Origin of the sequence: Aureimonas fodinaquatilis (assembly GCF_008369445.1) — a bacterium.
In the GTDB taxonomy this organism is placed as follows: domain Bacteria; phylum Pseudomonadota; class Alphaproteobacteria; order Rhizobiales; family Rhizobiaceae; genus Aureimonas; species Aureimonas fodinaquatilis.
The window spans coordinates 562047-580062 of the sequence record NZ_VTWH01000003.1 but is presented as its reverse complement, the minus strand read 5'-3'; the positions used below and the strand labels follow the sequence as shown (position 1 = coordinate 580062).

At 56.6% G+C, this 18016-nt stretch carries 16 protein-coding genes; 10 read left to right on the top strand and 6 right to left on the bottom strand.

The features are described from left to right. Positions 1–286 (top strand): ATP-binding cassette domain-containing protein (locus tag FPY71_RS14930; protein WP_149301082.1); only part of this gene is annotated, 286 nt, incomplete at its 5' end. A 49-nt stretch (positions 287–335) separates the two neighbouring features. Further along, positions 336–1130, top strand: a complete 795-nt coding sequence (locus FPY71_RS14925) for a transporter substrate-binding domain-containing protein (RefSeq protein ID WP_149301081.1) — start codon at positions 336–338, stop codon at positions 1128–1130. Between the two features lie 82 nt (positions 1131–1212). On the opposite strand, the gene FPY71_RS14920 is transcribed toward FPY71_RS14925, so the two are convergent. After that, entirely contained in the window at positions 1213–1980 is a 768-nt protein-coding gene (locus FPY71_RS14920; RefSeq protein ID WP_149301080.1) for an SDR family oxidoreductase, read from the bottom strand. 12 nt (positions 1981–1992) lie between these two features. After that, the gene (locus tag FPY71_RS14915) at positions 1993–3192 is read right to left on the bottom strand and encodes a mandelate racemase/muconate lactonizing enzyme family protein (RefSeq protein WP_149301079.1); all 1200 of its coding nucleotides are present in this window, start codon (positions 3190–3192) and stop codon (positions 1993–1995) included. Between the two features lie 105 nt (positions 3193–3297). On the opposite strand from FPY71_RS14915, the gene FPY71_RS14910 reads away from it, so the two are divergent. The 6 genes from FPY71_RS14910 to FPY71_RS14885 all read left to right on the top strand — a co-directional run bounded on the left by FPY71_RS14910 (position 3298) and on the right by FPY71_RS14885 (position 10116). Further along, a complete protein-coding gene (locus tag FPY71_RS14910) occupies positions 3298–4077 on the top strand; it encodes a GntR family transcriptional regulator (protein WP_149301078.1) in 780 nt (259 codons plus the stop codon). A 68-nt stretch (positions 4078–4145) separates the two neighbouring features. Then, positions 4146–5138 (top strand): TRAP transporter substrate-binding protein, encoded by a 993-nt coding sequence (locus tag FPY71_RS14905; RefSeq protein WP_188052361.1) that lies wholly within the window; start codon positions 4146–4148, stop codon positions 5136–5138. 65 nt (positions 5139–5203) lie between these two features. Continuing rightward, positions 5204–7111 carry a TRAP transporter large permease gene (locus FPY71_RS14900; protein WP_149301076.1) on the top strand — a complete coding sequence of 636 codons (1908 nt, stop codon included), beginning with the start codon at positions 5204–5206 and terminating at the stop codon, positions 7109–7111. Positions 7112–7211: 100 nt separating this feature from the next. Continuing rightward, positions 7212–8795, top strand: a complete 1584-nt coding sequence (locus tag FPY71_RS14895) for a serine hydrolase (protein ID WP_246160568.1) — start codon at positions 7212–7214, stop codon at positions 8793–8795. Positions 8796–8812: 17 nt separating this feature from the next. Beyond that, positions 8813–9505 carry an aspartate/glutamate racemase family protein gene (locus tag FPY71_RS14890; protein ID WP_149301075.1) on the top strand — a complete coding sequence of 231 codons (693 nt, stop codon included), beginning with the start codon at positions 8813–8815 and terminating at the stop codon, positions 9503–9505. 143 nt (positions 9506–9648) lie between these two features. After that, a complete protein-coding gene (locus FPY71_RS14885) occupies positions 9649–10116 on the top strand; it encodes a histidine kinase (RefSeq protein WP_149301074.1) in 468 nt (155 codons plus the stop codon). Between the two features lie 33 nt (positions 10117–10149). Here FPY71_RS14885 and FPY71_RS14880 read toward each other — a convergent pair whose 3' ends face one another. The 4 genes from FPY71_RS14880 to ppk2 form a co-directional block, all read right to left on the bottom strand. After that, positions 10150–11955, bottom strand: coding sequence for a hypothetical protein (locus FPY71_RS14880; RefSeq protein WP_149301073.1), 1806 nt, complete (start codon positions 11953–11955; stop codon positions 10150–10152). Between the two features lie 117 nt (positions 11956–12072). Next, positions 12073–13038 carry a DUF2950 family protein gene (locus FPY71_RS14875; protein WP_149301072.1) on the bottom strand — a complete coding sequence of 322 codons (966 nt, stop codon included), beginning with the start codon at positions 13036–13038 and terminating at the stop codon, positions 12073–12075. 22 nt (positions 13039–13060) lie between these two features. Continuing rightward, entirely contained in the window at positions 13061–14455 is a 1395-nt protein-coding gene (locus FPY71_RS14870) for a DUF3300 domain-containing protein (RefSeq protein WP_425457890.1), read from the bottom strand. 239 nt (positions 14456–14694) lie between these two features. Continuing rightward, positions 14695–15519: a polyphosphate kinase 2 gene (gene ppk2 / locus FPY71_RS14865; RefSeq protein ID WP_149301070.1), complete on the bottom strand. Its 825-nt coding sequence runs from the start codon at positions 15517–15519 to the stop codon at positions 14695–14697. 276 nt (positions 15520–15795) lie between these two features. On the opposite strand from ppk2, the gene FPY71_RS14860 reads away from it, so the two are divergent. After that, positions 15796–16101 carry a hypothetical protein gene (locus FPY71_RS14860; protein WP_149301069.1) on the top strand — a complete coding sequence of 102 codons (306 nt, stop codon included), beginning with the start codon at positions 15796–15798 and terminating at the stop codon, positions 16099–16101. 271 nt (positions 16102–16372) lie between these two features. Next, the gene (locus tag FPY71_RS14855; RefSeq protein WP_149301068.1) at positions 16373–17998 is read left to right on the top strand and encodes a bifunctional aspartate transaminase/aspartate 4-decarboxylase; all 1626 of its coding nucleotides are present in this window, start codon (positions 16373–16375) and stop codon (positions 17996–17998) included. Positions 17999–18016 lie beyond the last annotated feature (18 nt).

The window sequence follows — 18016 nt, the reverse complement described above, 5'->3', positions numbered from 1 at the left end:
GGCAATTGCCCGCTCGCTGGCCATGCAGCCACGGCTGATGCTGTTTGACGAGGTAACTTCGGCACTGGACCCGGAACTGACCGGTGAAGTGCTGCGCGTTATTGCCGGGCTGGCGGCGGAAGGAATGACCATGGTTCTGGTAACCCATGAAATGGCCTTCGCACGTCAGGTCGCCGATCTCATCGTGTTCATGCACGAGGGAAAAGTCTGGGAAACCGGAACCGGAGACATGCTTCTGAACCCCGGAACTCCGGAACTCAGGATGTTTACAGGAAACGGCCTGTAGCAAAAACACATGGCAGCAAAACCAATCACACTGTGGAGGAGACAGCAGAATGAAAGCTTATGCACTGGCAACGATAGCCACACTGGGTGCAACGCTGATGGCAACATGCGCAAACGCGGCATCAGTTGAGGAAATCAAGGCGCGAGGCAAGATCATCGTTGGTGTGGACATTGGCCACCCGCCCTATGGCATGCTCGACGCAAACGCCAAGGAAATTGGCTCGGACGTGGAAACCGCCAAGCTTCTTGCGGAAGATATGGGTGTGGCTCTGGAAATGGTTGCTGTTTCCGGCGCCAGCCGCGTACCATTTCTCACGTCAGATCGCGTGGATATGGTGATATCGTCTTTTTCCATCACCGATGAACGCAAGCAGGTCGTTGACTTTTCAAGACCTTACGGCGTTGTACCGGTTGTGGTGGCCACACCTGCCTCGATGGGCGTAAAATCGGTGGATGACCTGTCCGGGCACGCAGTAGCAGCAGTGCGCGGAACGACGACTGACCTTGCACTGACAAAACTTGTCAAGGATAGCGGGGCAAAAGTCGAGATTGTGCGCTATGAGGATGAGGCAACCGCCAATACAGCGGTGATCACCGGTCAGCAGCAGATCATTGCGACGGCTCTGTCGTCAGCAAACTCGATCGCAGAGCAAAATCCCAATCTTGGCCTGGAAGTAACCATCGAACTTGCGGCATTTCCAATGGGAATTGGTTTGCGCAAGGGGGACGACGACCTGCGCGCCTGGACTGACGAATGGGTCAGCACCAACCTGCACAATGGCAAGCTCAATGATATCTATAAGAAGTATTTCAAGCAGGACCTGCCGAAGGAAATGCTGGACTGATTTATCCTGACGTCATCATTCTGAATCGGTGGTCGTCACAGACTTTACGACCACCGACTTTATCTGACTACGCAAGGCCGGATCAGAGAACGGAGATCATGCCGCCATCGACATAGATGATCTGCCCGTTGACATAGTTGGATGCGTCGCTGGCAAGAAACACGGCGGTGCCCGCCAGTTCTTCAGGCGCGCCCCACCGCCGGGCTGGCGTTCTGGCCTTGACCCAGCCATCAAATTGCGGATTGGAAATCAGCGCCTCGTTCATGTCGGTCAGCATATAGCCGGGCCCGATTGCATTGGCCTGAATGCCATGCTCGCCCCACTCCGCCGCCATGGCCTTCGTCAGCATTTTAATGCCGCCTTTTGCCACCGTGTAGGGTGCAACCGTTGCCCTGGCCAGTTCGCTGGTCAGAGAACCGATATTGATGATTTTTCCGCCTGCGCCGCGTGCCATCATACGCTTGGCAGCTTCCCGCCCGGCAACAAATGCACTGGTCAGGTTCGTGTCGATCACCCGCTGCCAGTCGGCGGTTGCAAGCTCGACCATGGGCTTGCGGAACTGCACGCCCGCATTGTTGACAAGGATGTCAATCGCGATGCCTTCAGCGTCAAACCGCTCGAACGCCGCAACGACACTGGCTTCATCCGTCACGTCAAATGCGGCCACCAGAACGTCGTACCCATCCTGCCGCAATGCCGCTGCAGCAGACTCCAGACGCTCTTCATTGACGCCGTTCAGAACAAGCCGGGCACCGGCATCTGCAAGCCCCTGCGCCATGGCCAGACCAAGCCCGCGTGAAGAACCGGTTACCAGGGCTGTCTTGCCCTGAAGGTTAAAAAGTCGAGACATATGCAACTCCATTCAAAGCTTTGAAACACGGCAGGTCAGGTCTGTCCGCTGAAAGACGTCGGGGCGCAGTTCTGTTCCCAGTCCCGGGCCCTCCATCGGCAGCACGTGGCCATCTTCAATCCGCGGCAGCTCGGTTACAAGCTCCGTATACCACCCAGTATAGAAAGCCCGAACTGATTCCTGAATCATTGTGTTTGGCTGAGAGAAAGACGAGTGGACGGCCGCAACATAAGCGACAGGGCCGGTGCAATCATGCGGCGCATAGGGGCGATGATATGTATCGGCAAGGCTGGCGATTTTTCGCCCTTCTGTCAGGCCGCCGGTCCACACCAGATCGGTCATCACAATGCCAATTGCCCCCGCCTCCAGCATATCCTTGTAAGGAAAGCGGGATCCCAGCGTTTCGGACGCACAGATCGGCACCGTTGTGGACGCCGCCAATTCCTTCAATGCGCTCACCGAGTTCATGCGGATCGGATCTTCGTACCAGGTGGGATCGAATGCCTCCAGCTCACGGGCAATCCGCTTGATGGTGGGCAGGTTCCACAGGCAGTGGAACTCGACCATGATCCGCATCTGGTCGCCCACCGCCTTGCGAATCTTCTCAAATGGCTCAACAGCCTTTCGCATCTGCGCCGCGGTGATGAACCGACCGTCATTCTCAATCGCCGCAGGGTCAAACGGCCAGATTTTCATTGCTGAAATACCCTGCTCCAGCAAGCTTTCAGCAACGGCCCCGGCGTCAGTCATGAAGCCGTTCAGATCTTCATAAGGACCGGCCGCTGCACCGAAATTCCAGGTGTCCACCGGCTTGATGCTGTTTGACCGCACATAACCATAGCCTGCGCAGGTGTTGTAGATCGGCACCCTGTCGTGACACAGCCCGCCCAGCATCTGATGCACCGGCATGTCGCAGACTTTGCCGAAAATGTCCCACAGCGCCAGATCAATGGCTGAAGCGGCACGATATTCTGCCCCGGTGGAGGCTTGAGCCATCGGCAGGTTCACCAGCTCGCGCGAATGTGCCTCGATTCTCAATGGATCCTTGCCAAGCAGGCGCCCGGCCAGCACGTCATGGATGTGCGCCTCCACAGCTCCAGCGCCGTAAAAGGTTTCGCCAAGGCCAACAACACCGGCATCAGTGATCACGCGGACCCAGAGAACATTGGCGAACTCTTCAAGCCTCAAGGTTTCTATCGCTGTGATCCGCATCTCGTCTCCTCATTCTGACCCTTGGCGACAATTCGCCACTCGTTGACATTTCGTGATACTTTGTGAAATATCACGCTAAATCACTCGAGCCAAGAGGGGCCAGACATGAGCAACGCCGACACTGCCCCGACACCTGAGGGTTCGAAACAGGCTGAAGCCGATACACGCGCGCTTGCAGTCACCAACTGGCCCGACCTGACGGCTGCCGCCTATGAGCGAATCGAAGAGCTGTTTGTTTCGATGGCACTGGCTCCGGGGTCAAAGCTGCGCACGCAGGACCTGCAGGTGAAACTTGGCCTTGGCCGCACGCCCGTTCATCAGGCCGTTCGCCGGCTTGCCGCAGGAACCCTGCTTCAGATTCAACCGCGCAACGGCCTTCGCGTTCCAACAATCGATCTGTCCCGCGAACGGCGGCTTGTCAGCGTGCGCCGTGACCTCAACCGGTTTGTCACAGAAGCAGCCGTTGGCAATCTGAGTGCCAATCACCGCGCCACATTGTCATTCCTGAAGCGTCGCCTCATCGGCGAGCGTGACAGGCTGACACTGGACGGCTTCAACGAAATCGACAAGGCGCTGGACATCCTGCTGTTGCACGCATCGGGGGAGCCTTTTCTGGAAAGTGCGCTGCGGCCGCTGCATGCCATGGCTCGCCGTATCGGATATCTGCACATTTCGCAGATTGGCGGACGTGCGGGGCTTGAGCGCACGATCAACAAGCATCTCGACATCATTGAATCGGTTCTGCATGGCGACAAGGCGCAAGCCTGCCGCACATCGGATCAGCTTGTCGATTTCGGCATGAGCATGATCGACGAGCTGGAAGAGACCATAGATCCCGCACTTCTGGATGCGGAAGGGTCGTTCAGACCGACTTTCGGAATATGAATTCGCCCAAGGACATACTGTCACTGAAGAAGATGGCTGCAGAGGAGCAGCCAAACTGGAGGAACTGCATGTTGAATTTCAAAGCTGGCGCACTGCCAATTTCGCTCGCCCTGTTGGGTGCCCTCACCTCGGCCACTTTTGCCGCCGACTACACTGCGCGTTTTTCGCTGGATGTTCGGGAGGACAACCCAAAATATCGCGCCGCTCAGATTTTTGCCGAACTCGTTGCGGAGAAGACCGACGGAGCCGTTGAAATTCAGCTGTTCCCCAACAGCCTGCTTGGCGGTGAAGCTGAATCGGCGGAAGGAATGCGCATCGGTTCCGTTCACATGGGCATTCTGACCAGCTCGGTTCTGGCACAATGGGTGCCACAATTACAGGTGCTGGATCTGCCATTCGTGTTTGAAAGCGACGAGCATGTCATGAGCGTCAGCGAACCGCTGACGGAAGCATTGAAGCAGAACTTCACTGACAATGGCTTTCACCTGCTTGGCTTCACGCCAAATGGTGGCCGCTCGCTGATTTCCAAGACGCAGATTGCCGATGTGGCCGATGTTGCAGGCAAGCGCATGCGCGTCATTCAAAGCCCTATCCACGTGGCTTTGTGGGAGGCCGCTGGCGCCAACCCGGTGCCAATTCCTGCGCCGGAAATCTACAATTCCATGCAGACCGGCGTTATTGATCTGTTTGACAACACCGCTTCCAACTATCTGACCTCGCGGTTCTTTGAAGTTGCGCCTTACTACACCCCGCTAAGCCATATTTATGCAATCGGCACGTGGGTTGTTGCAGATAGCTGGGTGCAATCCCTGCCGGAAGAGCATCGCGCCGCACTTCAGGAAGCAGCGCTTGAAGCGCAGGCCGCTTACGCACCACTGCTGGCAGAGGCAGATGCGGCAGCCTTGCAGGCCACTGTCGAACAAGGCTCAACCATAGTCGAAGAGTTTGACCGTCAGGCCTGGGTCGATCGGCTTTCGCCCGTGCGTGAACGCTTTGCGGCAGAAATTCCGGACGCCGAACCACTTCTGGCAATTATCACCGAAGCGACCCCCGCTGAATAACACACACGTCGACGGGAAAGCCGGAATGAACATTTTCATTCCGGCTTTGTGGGAGGAGAGAGCATATGCAGTCGATCGAGCAGCTTGAAAAGGAAGCTGCGCTTGAAGGTGCAGGCATTGCATCCGGCAGCGCAGAGCCCATCAACGGCCCCCTGGGCAAACTCCGGAATGGCCTTGAAGCTGTTCTGGGGGCATCTCTCTTCACCCTTTTGTCGATAATGACGCTGACGGTCTTTGCCGGCGTTATCTCTCGCTATGTGTTCAACAACGCCTTCGCCTGGACCGAGGAAGTGGCAATCCTCGCCTTCACCTGGTTGATCTTCCTGGGTGCCACGATTGGTGTTGCCAGGGATGCTCATATTGGCGTTGAAATCATCCCTGTGCCAAAGACGGCTTTGGCACAGACACTGTTTCTGGCACTGCGCAACGGCATTGTGGCCTTTGTGCTGATCATGATGGTGTTTGCCGGATATCGGCTGACAGATCTGGTTGGCGGCCTCAGCCCCGTATTGCAATGGCCGAACTCGATCCGTTACGCAGTTGTTCCGATAGCCGGCGCTCTTGCGCTGTTTTTCCTTGCCACACGCCGCAGCGAGGCAGGCAACACGTTTCTCGGCAACGTGCTGGCCATTGCCATTGGCGGCGCTTTCTACGCTGCTCTCAGCTTTGGTGCAGGCGACGCTCTGCGCGGCATCTCTCCCAGTCTGATTATCGGCATCGGGTTTTTCGTCTGTCTGGCACTCGGAGTTCCCGTCGCCTTCTCGCTGCTTGCCGGTGTTTTCCTGACAACCTTCACCGGCGGGTTGCTGCCAGCGCCCGGCATTGTGCAAAATGCCACAAATGGCGTGGCAAAGTTCATTCTGCTGGCGATCCCGTTCTTCCTGTCGGCGGGCTTCCTGCTCAATCTGGGTGGGTTGGCCGCACGCCTCATCGCCTTCGCGTCCAGTCTTGTCGGGCATTTTCGCGGCGGCCTGGCGCATGTCAATATTCTCAACAGCTTCCTTGTCGGCGGCATTTCCGGTTCACCCGGAGCAGATGCGGCAAGTTCGACAAAAATTATCGTTCCCGAGATGGTCAAGCGCGGTTACGACCCGGCGTTCTCCTGTGCGGTTACGGCAACCAGCGCGATTTTGCCGAATGTTGTTCCGCCAGCCATTGCCATGCTTGTCTTTGCCTCGGTCGTTGAAGTTTCCATTGCAAAGCTGTTCATCGCCGGCATCATACCGGCCATTCTCATCACCATTGCCCTGATGGTCTGCGCCTATATCATTTCGGTGCGTCGCAACTATGAGCGGGCAGATCGCCGCGCGCCGCTTTCGGTTATCGGCCGCAGCTTTGTTTCTGCCATCCCCGTATTGCTGATTGTTGTTCTGGTTCTTGGCGGTATACGCTTTGGCGTCACCACGGCCACAGAAGCCGGCGTGATGGCGCTGGTGTGGACGTTCCTCCTCGGAAAATTTGTCTACCGCGCTTACACCTGGGGCGAGTTTTACGAGAGTTTCCGGGATTGTGCTGTTGCAACGGCTACGGTGGCGTTTCTGATTGCGGCAACCGCACCGTTTGCGTGGTCGCTGATTGCAGAGCAGATCCCTCAGGTGCTCATTGCCTGGAGCTCGACCTTTGTCGATACCCGGTTCGGCCTGCTGCTTCTGACCAATGCAATTCTGCTGATTGTTGGCCTGTTTCTGGATCTGACACCGGCTATGCTGATTGTTGCCCCGCTGCTGATGCCGGCTCTGGCGCAGTTTGGTGTCGATCCGGTACAGGCGGGAATTATCATGATCGTCACCCTCCAGCTTGGCGGGGTAACGCCGCCTGTTGGTATTCTGGTGTTCATTTCATCACAGATCGCCAAGGTAAAACCCGGAGCGGTGTTCCGGGAAGCGGTCCCGTTCATCATCTCGGTGCTCGTTATCGTTCTGCTGCTCGACCTGTTCCCGTGGCTGACCCTGGGTCTTTGGGACATGTTCTGATCGGGCCTGACCCTGATCACAAACGGCTATTTACGAACCTGAACAATTTCAGCAAAACTGTGTAACGGTTTTGATGAAATTGCTTCAGGGGGACGAAGCCATGACCAAGAGACGCCGCAGCCGCATACTGGCTTTTTCCGCCACAACTCTGCTGGCCATTTCGATGGCGGCTCCTGCGGGTGCGCAGGCGGATGCGGCGCTTGAAATCAAGAGGCCCGTTGCTCGGGATCAAGTGCTATCGGCGGCTCAGCAGCTTGAAGAGCTGGCATTGAAAAGCGTTGGCTCCGGCCCTTCCCAAATGCCGGGGCTGGCGATTGCGGTTGTGCACGAGGGTGAGGTGGTTTTTCTCAAGGGCTTTGGCCTGCGTGAAGAAGGGAAGCCGGACACCGTGGATGCAGACACAGTGTTTCAGCTCGCCTCTCTTTCCAAGCCGGTTTCCTCAACGGTGGTTGCCGCGCTGGTTGGCGAAGGGGCGCTTGAGTGGGACACACCCGTTTCACACATCAATCCCGGCTTTCAGCTTCAGGGCGCCTATCCCAGCCAGCAGGTCACGCCGCGTGATCTTTTCTCCCACCGGTCCGGCCTGCCGGGCGATGCAGGCAACGAGCTTGAGGCTCTGGGCTTTGATCGGCAGGACATATTGTCAAAGCTCCGGCAGGTGCCACCGGCCAGCTCGTTCCGGGCCGGTTACAGCTACAGCAATTTCGGCCTGACAGCGGGTGCCGTGGCAGCAGCCGACGCAGCGGGGCTGAGCTGGGAGGATGCCACCCGGCAAAAGCTTTTCCAACCGCTGGGCATGGCAGCCACGTCATCAAGGCACTCTGATTTTGTGGCGCAGACCAATCGCAGCGCGCTGCACATGCTGGATGATGGCCATTGGGCAGCGCTGCTGGTGCGCGACGCTGACGCACAAGCACCAGCCGGCGGCATCAGTTCCACTGTTCGCGATCTTGCGGAATGGATGAAGCTGGAGCTTTCCGGCGGTATTTACAATGGCAATCGGCTGATCCCCGCGGATGCCTTGTCTGCCACGCACCAGCCTTTGATGACCCGCGGCAACAATCCGGTAACAGGCGCCAGTTCGTTTTACGGGCTTGGCTGGAATGTGGAATTTGAACGTTACGGGCTCAGCTGGGGCCATGCCGGGGCGTTCAGTGTCGGCGCGCGCACTCTTGTTACCCTCTATCCACATTCGGGGCTTGGCATAGTTGTTCTCGGCAATTCGTTCCCATCCGGAGTACCAGAGGCGCTGGCGGCGAGCTTTTTTGACCTGGCGTTTGAAGGACGTGTGACCCGCAACTGGGCCGAGCCGTGGAACGCGGCCTATGCCGGCCTGTTTGGCCCGGCGATTGCAGAGGCAGAACAGACCTACGCCAAGCCGGAAACTGTCAAACCAGCACTGGACCTTGACGCTTACGCAGGCCGTTACGCCAATGACTATTTCGGGGAAGCAGAGATTGCGGTGTCGGATGAAAAGCTGGTTCTGACGATGGGGCCAGACGCCCACAGCCGCTTTGACCTGACGCATTTCGACCGCGACATCTTTCTTTACCACCCCGCGCCGGAAATGCCTGAGATGCCGGTTGCGGTCAGCTTTACCATTGGAGCGGATGGGCGCGGCGCAACGGTGACAATGGATGATCTGAACAGTTCCGGCCTTGGCACGCTGACACGCAAACCTTGAGGATCCTTTCCCAACGCATGAAAACAATTGGTATCCTTGGCGGCATGTCGGCCGCATCAACGCAGATCTACTATCGGGAACTGTGTGCCCTTACAAAGCAGCGCCTTGGCGGTTTGCATTCGCCGGAACTGCTGATCCGATCCCTGGATTTCGCGCATATTGAAACCTTGCAGAAATCCGGCCAATGGGACGAGGCTGGCGAGGTGCTGAACCGCGAGGCCACGGCGCTGGAAAATGGTGGGGCGGATTTCATCATTCTTGCCACCAACACCATGCACAAGCTGGCAGAGCAGATGATGCAGGGCGTCAGCATCCCTCTCCTGCACATCGCTGATGCAACAGCATTCGCCATTCAGGAACGGGGCCTTAGGGCACCGGGGCTGATGGCGACGGCGTTTACAATGGAGCAGTCATTTTATCTGGACAGGCTGAAGGTGGCAGGGCTGGAACCGATTGTGCCGAACGCTGCGGACAGGGCAGCAACCCATCAGATCATTTATGAAGAACTGTGCCGCGGCATTGTAACCGAAGAGAGCGAAGCAGCCTATGTGTCCATTGCCGCCAGGTTGGAGACGCGTGGCGCGGACTGCCTGATCCTTGGCTGTACAGAGGTTGGCATGTTGCTGAATGAATCAAACGTGCCGATCCCGGTATTTGATACAACGTTGATTCACTGCAATGCCGCTTTGGATATGGCTCTGGGTGTCTAGCTCCCGGCGAGTTTTATCGAAAGAGCGGCGGGCTGTGGCGATTAACGGCCGCCAATCATCATCGGCGATTTTACCGTATTTTACTTCAAACAAAGCGGGCCCGGGCTTACTCTCGACCATCCAACAAACACGGAGCCGAGGATATGTCACCGAACACTCTCGATCCAAACACACCCGTTCCAAGCGCGGAAGCCCTGCGCAATGAGATGTTTGAGAAGCGGCGCGCTGCGACGGAACTTGAGAACAAAAACCGCAACAGCAGGCAGGACGAGCTCTCGAAATTTGCTGACGAGTTTTTCAATCAGCATGTGGGCGAAAAGGAACGCGCCACCATCCGCAACCTCGTAACGCGGGCGTTGAAAGACGGCAAGATGGAAGCCCTGGTCTACAGTTTTCCATCCGACTTCTGCAGCGACAGTGGACGCGCCATCAACAGCGGCGATCCGGACTGGCCGCAGACTCTGCAGGGCAAGGCCAAGGAACTTTACGACCGGTTCAAGGAAGTGGCGCAGCCGCAAGGCTATCGGCTGAAAGCCATGGTGATCAATTTTCCGGGTGGCGTTCCCGGCGACATCGGCTTTTATCTCAACTGGGAACCGCCAGCCAGCTGACCCGGAAACCTGCTCAGTTCGACGCGCAGAAAATCACCCCCGAGGCGGATTCAGGTCAACCAGCGAATCCTCTGCACGGGGCGATGGCACTGCCGACACGTAAACCCCTGCTTTGCGCAGCCCTGCAATAAAATGCTCCTGATCTTCGTCGCGTAGAATGCGCGATGTCACTTCCTTGCGGGTATCCTCCAGATATTGCGGGGCATTGAGTTCCAGCCATCCTAGTTCCACCTGAGCCTCCAGCATCTTTCCGCGCTGGCCGTAAATAGCGATCATGATGAGATGGTAAATCGGATTCCCACTCAGGTTCGAGGTGCGGGCCCAGCGCTCGGCTTCCGCATAATCGCCGCCAATATATGCGCAGATTGCCATCGCTGACTGGAAATACTCCATCGGACCGGGATTTCGATCAATGCTGAGCGAGATCAACTCACAACCACGTTCCCATTCTCCCGACAGAGCCAGACGAAAACCATATTCCGCAGTGAATTCCGTATCATTCGGATTGATCGCATAGGCACGTTCGCCAATGTACAAAGCATTTTTGACATCGCCGCTGAAAAATTTGGCGAGCATTTCGGCCTGCAAAGCACGCACATTGCCGGGGTCGAGTTCCGCAGCACGATCGGCGGCCTCCACCGCAAGATCAATAGGTGGCGGCCCGGAGGATTCAAGGCGATAGCGAAAACGCAACTCGTCCAGATAGGTCAGTGACAGCAATGCCCAGGCAGTTGCATAGCCTGGATAATCAATGACAACCTGCTTGAGACAATCCTGAACTGAGGTATGCGTCTGCCGGTTAAGATCAGAGCGATATCCGTAATAGGACAAGGTACAGGCATACGCTTGAGCGCCCTTCACCTGCGACTTCACGAGCTCGGACGCCGTTGCCTGAAAGATCACCCCATAGGGTTGGGCCAGGGCAGTTGCCACCTCCCCGGCAAATTCCGTTTCAATATCAAGCAGCTCGCGTCGGCCAAGTGCCGCATCATAAGATTTTGTCCAGATAATCGCCTTGCTTGAGCGGTCGATCAGGCGCGCCGAAAATCTCAGACGGTTGTCATCCAGACGAACGCGGCCTTCCAGTCCGTAAAGCGGCAGTTCGGAACCGTGGCCCGGCTCCGTCATTGCGCTTCCTGAACGATCGCCAGCCAGAATAACAATCTCTTTGAACCGCGCCATCTGGCCGATCAGTTCATCGGTTAACCCTCGAGCAAAAAGTGACGAGCTTTGTGTACCTGTAATATCTTCAAAAGGCGCGACAATGACCGTGGGAATGGGCGGTACGGCTTTCAAAGCAATATCTGGTTCACTTGCCCGGAACGTTGGCACAATTGAACTGCTGAACACGACCCAGAGGCCAGCGCCGATCAACAGCGCAGCAGCGGACATCATGCCCGCCGTGCGGGCAGTGCCCTGTACCAATGGTGGACGCCTGGGATTAAGTTCACTCGTCATGGCCTTCAATTCGTGGAAACGAGTGAAAGCCGGGACATAACCACCTTTCGGTATGGTGATCAGGATGGGATCCTGCTGCCCCTCCAGCAGATAATAGTGTTCGAGAGCTCGCCGAACCCGACCAGCTTCGATGCGAACGGCAGGGTCGTTCTGTGCATCAAAGGACGCATCGCGCCCGAACACCTCCAGCGCGATGGAATAGGCCTTGATGCGGTCGGCACGCCCCTGCAACGTTTCTTCGATAACGTAGGACAGGAATTTTTGCGCACGATCAGGCGCATCAAAGGCCCGGCTCGATAAAACCCTGGATAGTTGCTGACGTATCTCATCGTCGGCAATTGGCACATGCAACGGCGGATCTGCTGGACGCACGAAATTCATCGTTTCACCCCCATGCATCACCAGGACCGGCAGTCCCCTGCGCATCCCGGAGTACCGGGTATATTATGCGGCATTAAAGCGCAGATCAATCATCGTTTTCGCCTTGGCTGGCCCGGTTTACTCCTGGACGATGACCCACTGATCCGAAGGATTAAACGTTCGGATTTGCTCACCTAAGGTTGCGGACTCATCTCCAAGGTCAGCCTCGTAGACGATGCCGCTTTTGTTGACGACGAAGGTTTTGACGCCGGTAATTCCGTATTTTGCGGGCCAGGCGACAAGCCCGAAACCGGCGATCATATTGCCGTTAATGGCGTAGTCGAATTTTCCGCCGGCAACATTGTCGCCCTGGCCGGTAAGGATACGGTAGTGGTAGCCGTTATATCCAAGTCCCGCTTTGGCGTCTTCCAGCGCGCTTCCCTCCATCAGTCCCGAGCCCGCCGGGCTTTCGTCGCCATCGCCCTGTTCGTCGGGCCAATAGAGTCCGTCGTGCTGGCCTTCGGTGCTGATCAGCTTTTGCGCATATTCCAGAACACCATCATCGTCTCGGTCGCGCGATGCGTAGTCCTCCTGGGCATCGACATAGAACCGCATTGTGGCAATGGTCGCCAGCTCGTTCTCTCCCACGCGACGATCGGCGATCTCTTCAAGCCCGGCATAGGTGTCGAAGACCCATTTTCCATCATCCATCCGCACCAGTGGAAATGGTAGCGGCCATAGCTGATTGCCGATTTCCAGAACCTTGCCACCGTCCTGATCTTCGGCGAGCACCACTTTTTCCTTCACGCCTGCCTGTATTTTCGCGTAATTGTCTCTCGCGCCATCACTGGCTTTCGCCTTCGCTGCATCCAGGCCAAGCAATTGCGTCAGCCTGTCAAAATCGCCGCCGATGATGGTTGATTTAAACGCCTCCACCGCTTGCTCAGGTGTATCAAATGCCGGTGGATCTTCCGCCGACAGATATTCAGTAAGCGGCGGATCATTGTCATCCGCAGCGGCAGCAGCCACCGCCACCATCATTGTGCTGAAAAGAAGCGCTCCGAAAACCGGAAGCACCCGTGTTTTGTGTGCCGTGTTCTTCATCGCCCGTTCCTTATCGAAGCTGTTAACGACGACGACCGCCGCCATGCGGCATAGCCCGCCCGCCACCGCCCCGGTGGCTGCCCATGGATTGCGGCCGGCGATGTCCGCCGCCATGCATCGACTGACGGCCGCGGCTGGACGACATCTGAATCTGCCGCTTGTTGCCGACATTGCCAATCGCGGAGCGATTGCCGGGTTTCATCACCTGACCGCCGGGCTTTGGCCGGGTTACCTTTCGATTGACGTTCTTTGGGGCATTGGAAATTTTCCTGTTGGCTGCCGCCGGCCGGTTGGCGACCGCCTTGCTGACATCACCGCGATTGACACTTGCCGCCCGTTCGCGCTCGGGGCGGGTCTGCCTGGCTGCGGCCTTGCTCTTGCGCACATCGTCAATTGATATCTGCGGCCTGTTGGAAACCCTGTTGCCACCATTGGGCAGAGCCTCCCTGGCCCGTGTGGCCAGATTGTTGCCACGGCTCGCCTTGAACTCGTTCTTGAACTGGCCGCGGTCGATATTGGCAAGCTGGTTCTTGTCCAACCTGATCTTCGAGCGGTCAATGTTCTTCCAGTCGACATCGCCCATTTTGAATTTGTCGCGGTTGATGTCGATGTTGTTGAAGCATCTGTCGCAATCCACATCGACATCGCCGTGCCAGCGGCCGCCCCATACGCCCCAGTCGTCCCAGTCGACGGCGGCCGCCCATATGGCAGCGCCGGTTATGGCGGCTGCGAAATACGGCGCGGAAGGATAGTAATAGCTTGGATAGGGTTCGCTGTAGTAACCGATAGGCGCCTGAACGTAGCCGGGTTGATAAAGCATCTCCGGCTCGTATTTCGGCACGTAGATTTTTTCCGGGTCGACTGGCCGGATCACCACCGCCTCTCCCTCGGTTTCCACTTTCAGCTTGTCATCGGTTTTGATGATGCCGTTCGCCACGGCCTTGTCGCGCAGATCCTGAATGGCCATCAGCACGTCTTTCTGCTGATAGGCAAGTGCGCTTCCAAGCGCCTGCGTCCAATCGAGATCGTCGCTCATCATTTTTACAATGTCAGGATAGTTGAGCAGCGAAATCACGCTGTCGTCCCAATTGTCCTTGGGCACCAGATCCGCGTTGGTTTTCTTCTGCTCCAGAAACCTCTCCGCTTCAATGATTTGCAAAGGGTAGACAGAAGCGGAAGATATCAGCGCCACCAGTTCGTCTGGATAAAGCGTGATGCGCGCCACCAGCACTGCAAGTTCATCCGCTGTCAGAAGGTCCGGCGCTGCATCCTCCTGATTGCCGGCCGCAGCAACCGGTGTGGTCTGCTGTGCCCGGACCGTGGCATTGATCCCCAGGCCAGAAGCAACAGCCACGAGGATACTCAAGACGCGCATAAATGGTGAAAGGCCGTGCAATCGCATCACATCAATCCTCATGCTCGCCAGCGCCACGGATGGCGCGTCTGTGAAGAAGTTGCCGACAAATGCCCGAAGATGTTTCCAGGACCATGCCCGGAAACGGAAACAGAGAATAATCTCAGAACAAACTGATTTTGCATCCTGCGCCTTCAATCCCTTCAAGAACAGTGTGCTGCTGAAAAATATATGCAATCCCGTCAGCGCCGCTGTTTTGTCTGGTCAAGGTCAGGGGGCGCTCGCGCTGGCAGCCCCCCCGATCAGGCGACTTTCGGCACAACACGCCGCGGGCTGGTGTCTTCAATATAATCGCTCGGACGCTTTTGCCGCTTTCCCAGGTTGGGTGGGTCGAATTTCACCCGCTCGTAGGGGATGGACTGAAGAATGTGGGAGATGCAGTTGATGCGCGCCCGCTTCTTGTCATCGGAAGGCACAATCCACCACGGGGCGTGTTCACTGTCCGTCATGCGCAGCATCTCGTCATAGGCGAGCGAATAGTCCCACCATTTCCGGTAGGATTCGACATCCATGGGGCTCAGTTTCCACTGGCGCACGGGATCATCAATGCGGCGGCGGAAGCGGCGCTCCTGTTCGTCCTCGCTGACCGTCAGGAAATATTTGAGAAGGATCGTCCCGCTTTCAACAATTGTCGCCTCAAAGCGTGGAGCAAGTTCCAGAAAGCGCCGTGCCGCCTTCTCGCTGCAGAAGCCCATGACCCGATCGACACCGCCTCGATTGTACCAGCTTCGATCAAAGATCACGACTTCGCCGCCGGCTGGCAGTTTGGCGATATAGCGCTGCATGTACATCTGGGTTTTCTCGCGATCGCTTGGTGCCGGCAATGCGGCAATGCGAAAGACGCGGGGGCTGACCCGCTCGGTCAGGCGTTTGATGATGCCGCCCTTGCCTGCTGCATCACGCCCTTCAAAAATCAGGACGATACGGGCGCCCGACTTTTTGACCCAGGCCTGCAGATGGGCAAGCTCCACAGCGAGCTTCTCCATTTGCCCGCTGTAATCGTTAACCTTGTCATCGCTGCGTTCTTCGGCAGGCGCAGCTTCAGCTTTTCCATGCTTCCTTCCCATTGCCGCATCTCCTCAATCTTCATTCGATGCTTGATCCTAAAGGTTTTTGAAATCGGGAAACCGTAGCATCGTGTAGGTTCTATTGAATTCCTGAGCATGATTGACGCCTGTGAGGTCTTGCCCCCGGCCAATTTCTGCCTCCTGAAACCACTGAAGTCATGGCCGAATGATGCGAGCACGCGCGTAGTCTCAAGTATATTACGTCACGCGTTTTCACGGAGGCACTATTCTGAGTGTCTGTCGAGATGGCCCATATCCCCCGACGAGAGGCTTTCCATGACGCAACGAAGCGGATCAGATTTGAATGATGAAGGCCTGGCCTCGGCCCTCCGGCGGTTCCCCACGCATGCGCCGCAAATTCGTGACCTCATCATGCGCAACGAGAATTTCCGGACAATCTGCGATGACCTTGCGTGTGCGGAACAGGCGCTGCTTGCCGTAGATCGCCTGCAGGTCGGCATCCGGGAAGCCCGGCGGCGTGAGTTCAAGGAAATGGTTGATACACTCTCCACGGAGATTGAGCGGCTGCTGACCCAGACAAAGGTCATCAACATCAGTGGCTGGCATGACAAGCAACAATAGGTCTTGCCTTCAGTTTGCAGTGTGGAGGAAAAAATGATCCGCCTTTGAAAGTCGGCACGGATTTGATGACAATCCCGGGGTCTTTCCTTGCGGAGTTTCCCGCTTTTGTTACGTGTCCAGGCAAGCGTAACATTCCGTATGCTACCCCTTCAAACAGGGCATCTCTCTATCAAGCAGCTTTTGCTTTTCATAAAATCTCCACAACCCAAAATCTAAGCCCACCTGTGCGATCGCCAGCTTGGCAAGGGTGCGCAAATTGGAGGAAAGCGAGATGCGAGACGCAGGAATTTATGCAAATTTTGTGGATCTCAGCCCGTTCGAGATCAAGGACGAGCTCATCAGGCTGGCCCAGACCGACAAGGCGGGGCGTGCATATCTCAATGCCGGGCGCGGCAATCCAAACTGGATAGCAACCAAAGCGCGTGAAGCTTTCTTTCTGCTTGGTCAATTCGCTCTGACCGAGTCAAAACGTGTTCTTTTCGAAGAGGAAGCCGGCCTCGCGGGAATGCCACCGGTTGAAGGCTGCTATAAACGTCTGAAAGCGTGGGTCGAAAAGCGAAAGGGCGATCCGGATACACCCGGTGCCGAGACGCTGGAAGCCACGGTGGATTTTGCAATCAAAAAATTCGCGTTTGACCCGGACAAATTCGTCAATGAACTCACGGACTCCATTATCGGTGACCACTATCCGGTTCCCGATCGCGCACTTGTGCACAACGAGGCAATCACACACGAATACCTGATGTGGGCAATGTGTGCGGGTCACCGCCCAAGCGCCAAGTTTGACCTTTACCCGGTCGAAGGTGGCACAGCCGCCATGTGCTATATATTCAAGGCGTTGAAGAACGCCCGCCTTCTCAATTCGGGCGACACGATCGCGCTCGTTACCCCTATCTTCACCCCTTATGTGGAAATGCCGCATCTTGAAGATTATGCGCTGAAGCAGATCCACATTTCAGCAGAGGCGGAAGACCGCTTTCAGTTAACGGATGAAGACCTGAAACCGCTTGAGAACAAGTCGGTGAAGGCGCTGTTTATTGTTAATCCTGGAAACCCGTCAGCCGTTGCGATCGATCGGGAAAGCATGGATCGGCTCATCAATTTCGTCACGTCCAAACGGCCTGACCTGATGATCTTGACGGATGACGTCTACGGCACCTTCGTGCCGAATTTCGAGTCTGTGATGGGTCATTTGCCACACAACACCATCGGGGTTTATTCCTACTCGAAATATTTCGGCTGCACCGGGTGGCGCCTCGGCGTTGTTGCCGTTGCGCAGGACAACATCTTCGACAAGATGATCCAGGCTCTGCCCGAGTCGACGCAGAAGCTGCTGGACGCGCGCTACAAGGCACTGACCCCCAACCCGCGCACTCTCAAATTTATCGACCGGATTGTAGCCGACAGCCGCGACGTGGCGCTCAACCACACGGCGGGCCTGTCTTTGCCGCAGCAGGCGATGATGTCGCTGTTCGGCCTGGTTGAGATGATGGACGAGGACAGAACTTATCAGAAAGCCTGCATGGCCATCTGCCAACGTCGTTTCGACAAGCTGATGAATGGAATGGGAATCGAGTTTGCTGCCCGGCCGTATTTCGACAGGTATTACGGCATTATCGACTACGAATACTGGGCGCGAAAATATGTGGGCGACGAAGTGACCGACTGGGTGAAGGAAAACATACATCCGCTGGACATTGCCTTCAAACTTGCTGAAGACCACGGGGTTGTTGTTTTGAACGGATCTGGCTTCGAGGCGCCAGGCTGGTCTGTGCGCGTATCCTTTGCCAACCTGCCGGATGATGCTTACGACTCTATCGGCCGGGCCATTCGCTCCGTCGCACGGGGCTATCTTCAGGCCTATCGTGCTTCCAAGGGGGATCTGGCGCAACCCTAGAACAGGCCGGCTTTCCAA

Bases quoted from the DNA above. Each gene is read 5' to 3' on its own strand.
- FPY71_RS14910 (WP_149301078.1), top strand. From the start codon at position 3,298: ATGAGCAACGCCGACACTGCCCCGACACCTGAGGGTTCGAAACAGGCT.
- FPY71_RS14875 (WP_149301072.1), bottom strand. From the start codon at position 13,038: ATGAAGAACACGGCACACAAAACACGGGTGCTTCCGGTTTTCGGAGCG.
- FPY71_RS14925 (WP_149301081.1), top strand. From the start codon at position 336: ATGAAAGCTTATGCACTGGCAACGATAGCCACACTGGGTGCAACGCTG.
- FPY71_RS14905 (WP_188052361.1), top strand. From the start codon at position 4,146: ATGTTGAATTTCAAAGCTGGCGCACTGCCAATTTCGCTCGCCCTGTTG.
- FPY71_RS14860 (WP_149301069.1), top strand. From the start codon at position 15,796: ATGACGCAACGAAGCGGATCAGATTTGAATGATGAAGGCCTGGCCTCG.
- FPY71_RS14920 (WP_149301080.1), bottom strand. From the start codon at position 1,980: ATGTCTCGACTTTTTAACCTTCAGGGCAAGACAGCCCTGGTAACCGGT.
- FPY71_RS14900 (WP_149301076.1), top strand. From the start codon at position 5,204: ATGCAGTCGATCGAGCAGCTTGAAAAGGAAGCTGCGCTTGAAGGTGCA.
- FPY71_RS14915 (WP_149301079.1), bottom strand. From the start codon at position 3,192: ATGCGGATCACAGCGATAGAAACCTTGAGGCTTGAAGAGTTCGCCAAT.
- FPY71_RS14880 (WP_149301073.1), bottom strand. From the start codon at position 11,955: ATGAATTTCGTGCGTCCAGCAGATCCGCCGTTGCATGTGCCAATTGCC.
- ppk2 (WP_149301070.1), bottom strand. From the start codon at position 15,519: ATGGGAAGGAAGCATGGAAAAGCTGAAGCTGCGCCTGCCGAAGAACGC.
- FPY71_RS14890 (WP_149301075.1), top strand. From the start codon at position 8,813: ATGAAAACAATTGGTATCCTTGGCGGCATGTCGGCCGCATCAACGCAG.
- FPY71_RS14885 (WP_149301074.1), top strand. From the start codon at position 9,649: ATGTCACCGAACACTCTCGATCCAAACACACCCGTTCCAAGCGCGGAA.
- FPY71_RS14870 (WP_425457890.1), bottom strand. From the start codon at position 14,455: ATGAGGATTGATGTGATGCGATTGCACGGCCTTTCACCATTTATGCGC.
- FPY71_RS14855 (WP_149301068.1), top strand. From the start codon at position 16,373: ATGCGAGACGCAGGAATTTATGCAAATTTTGTGGATCTCAGCCCGTTC.
- FPY71_RS14895 (WP_246160568.1), top strand. From the start codon at position 7,212: ATGACCAAGAGACGCCGCAGCCGCATACTGGCTTTTTCCGCCACAACT.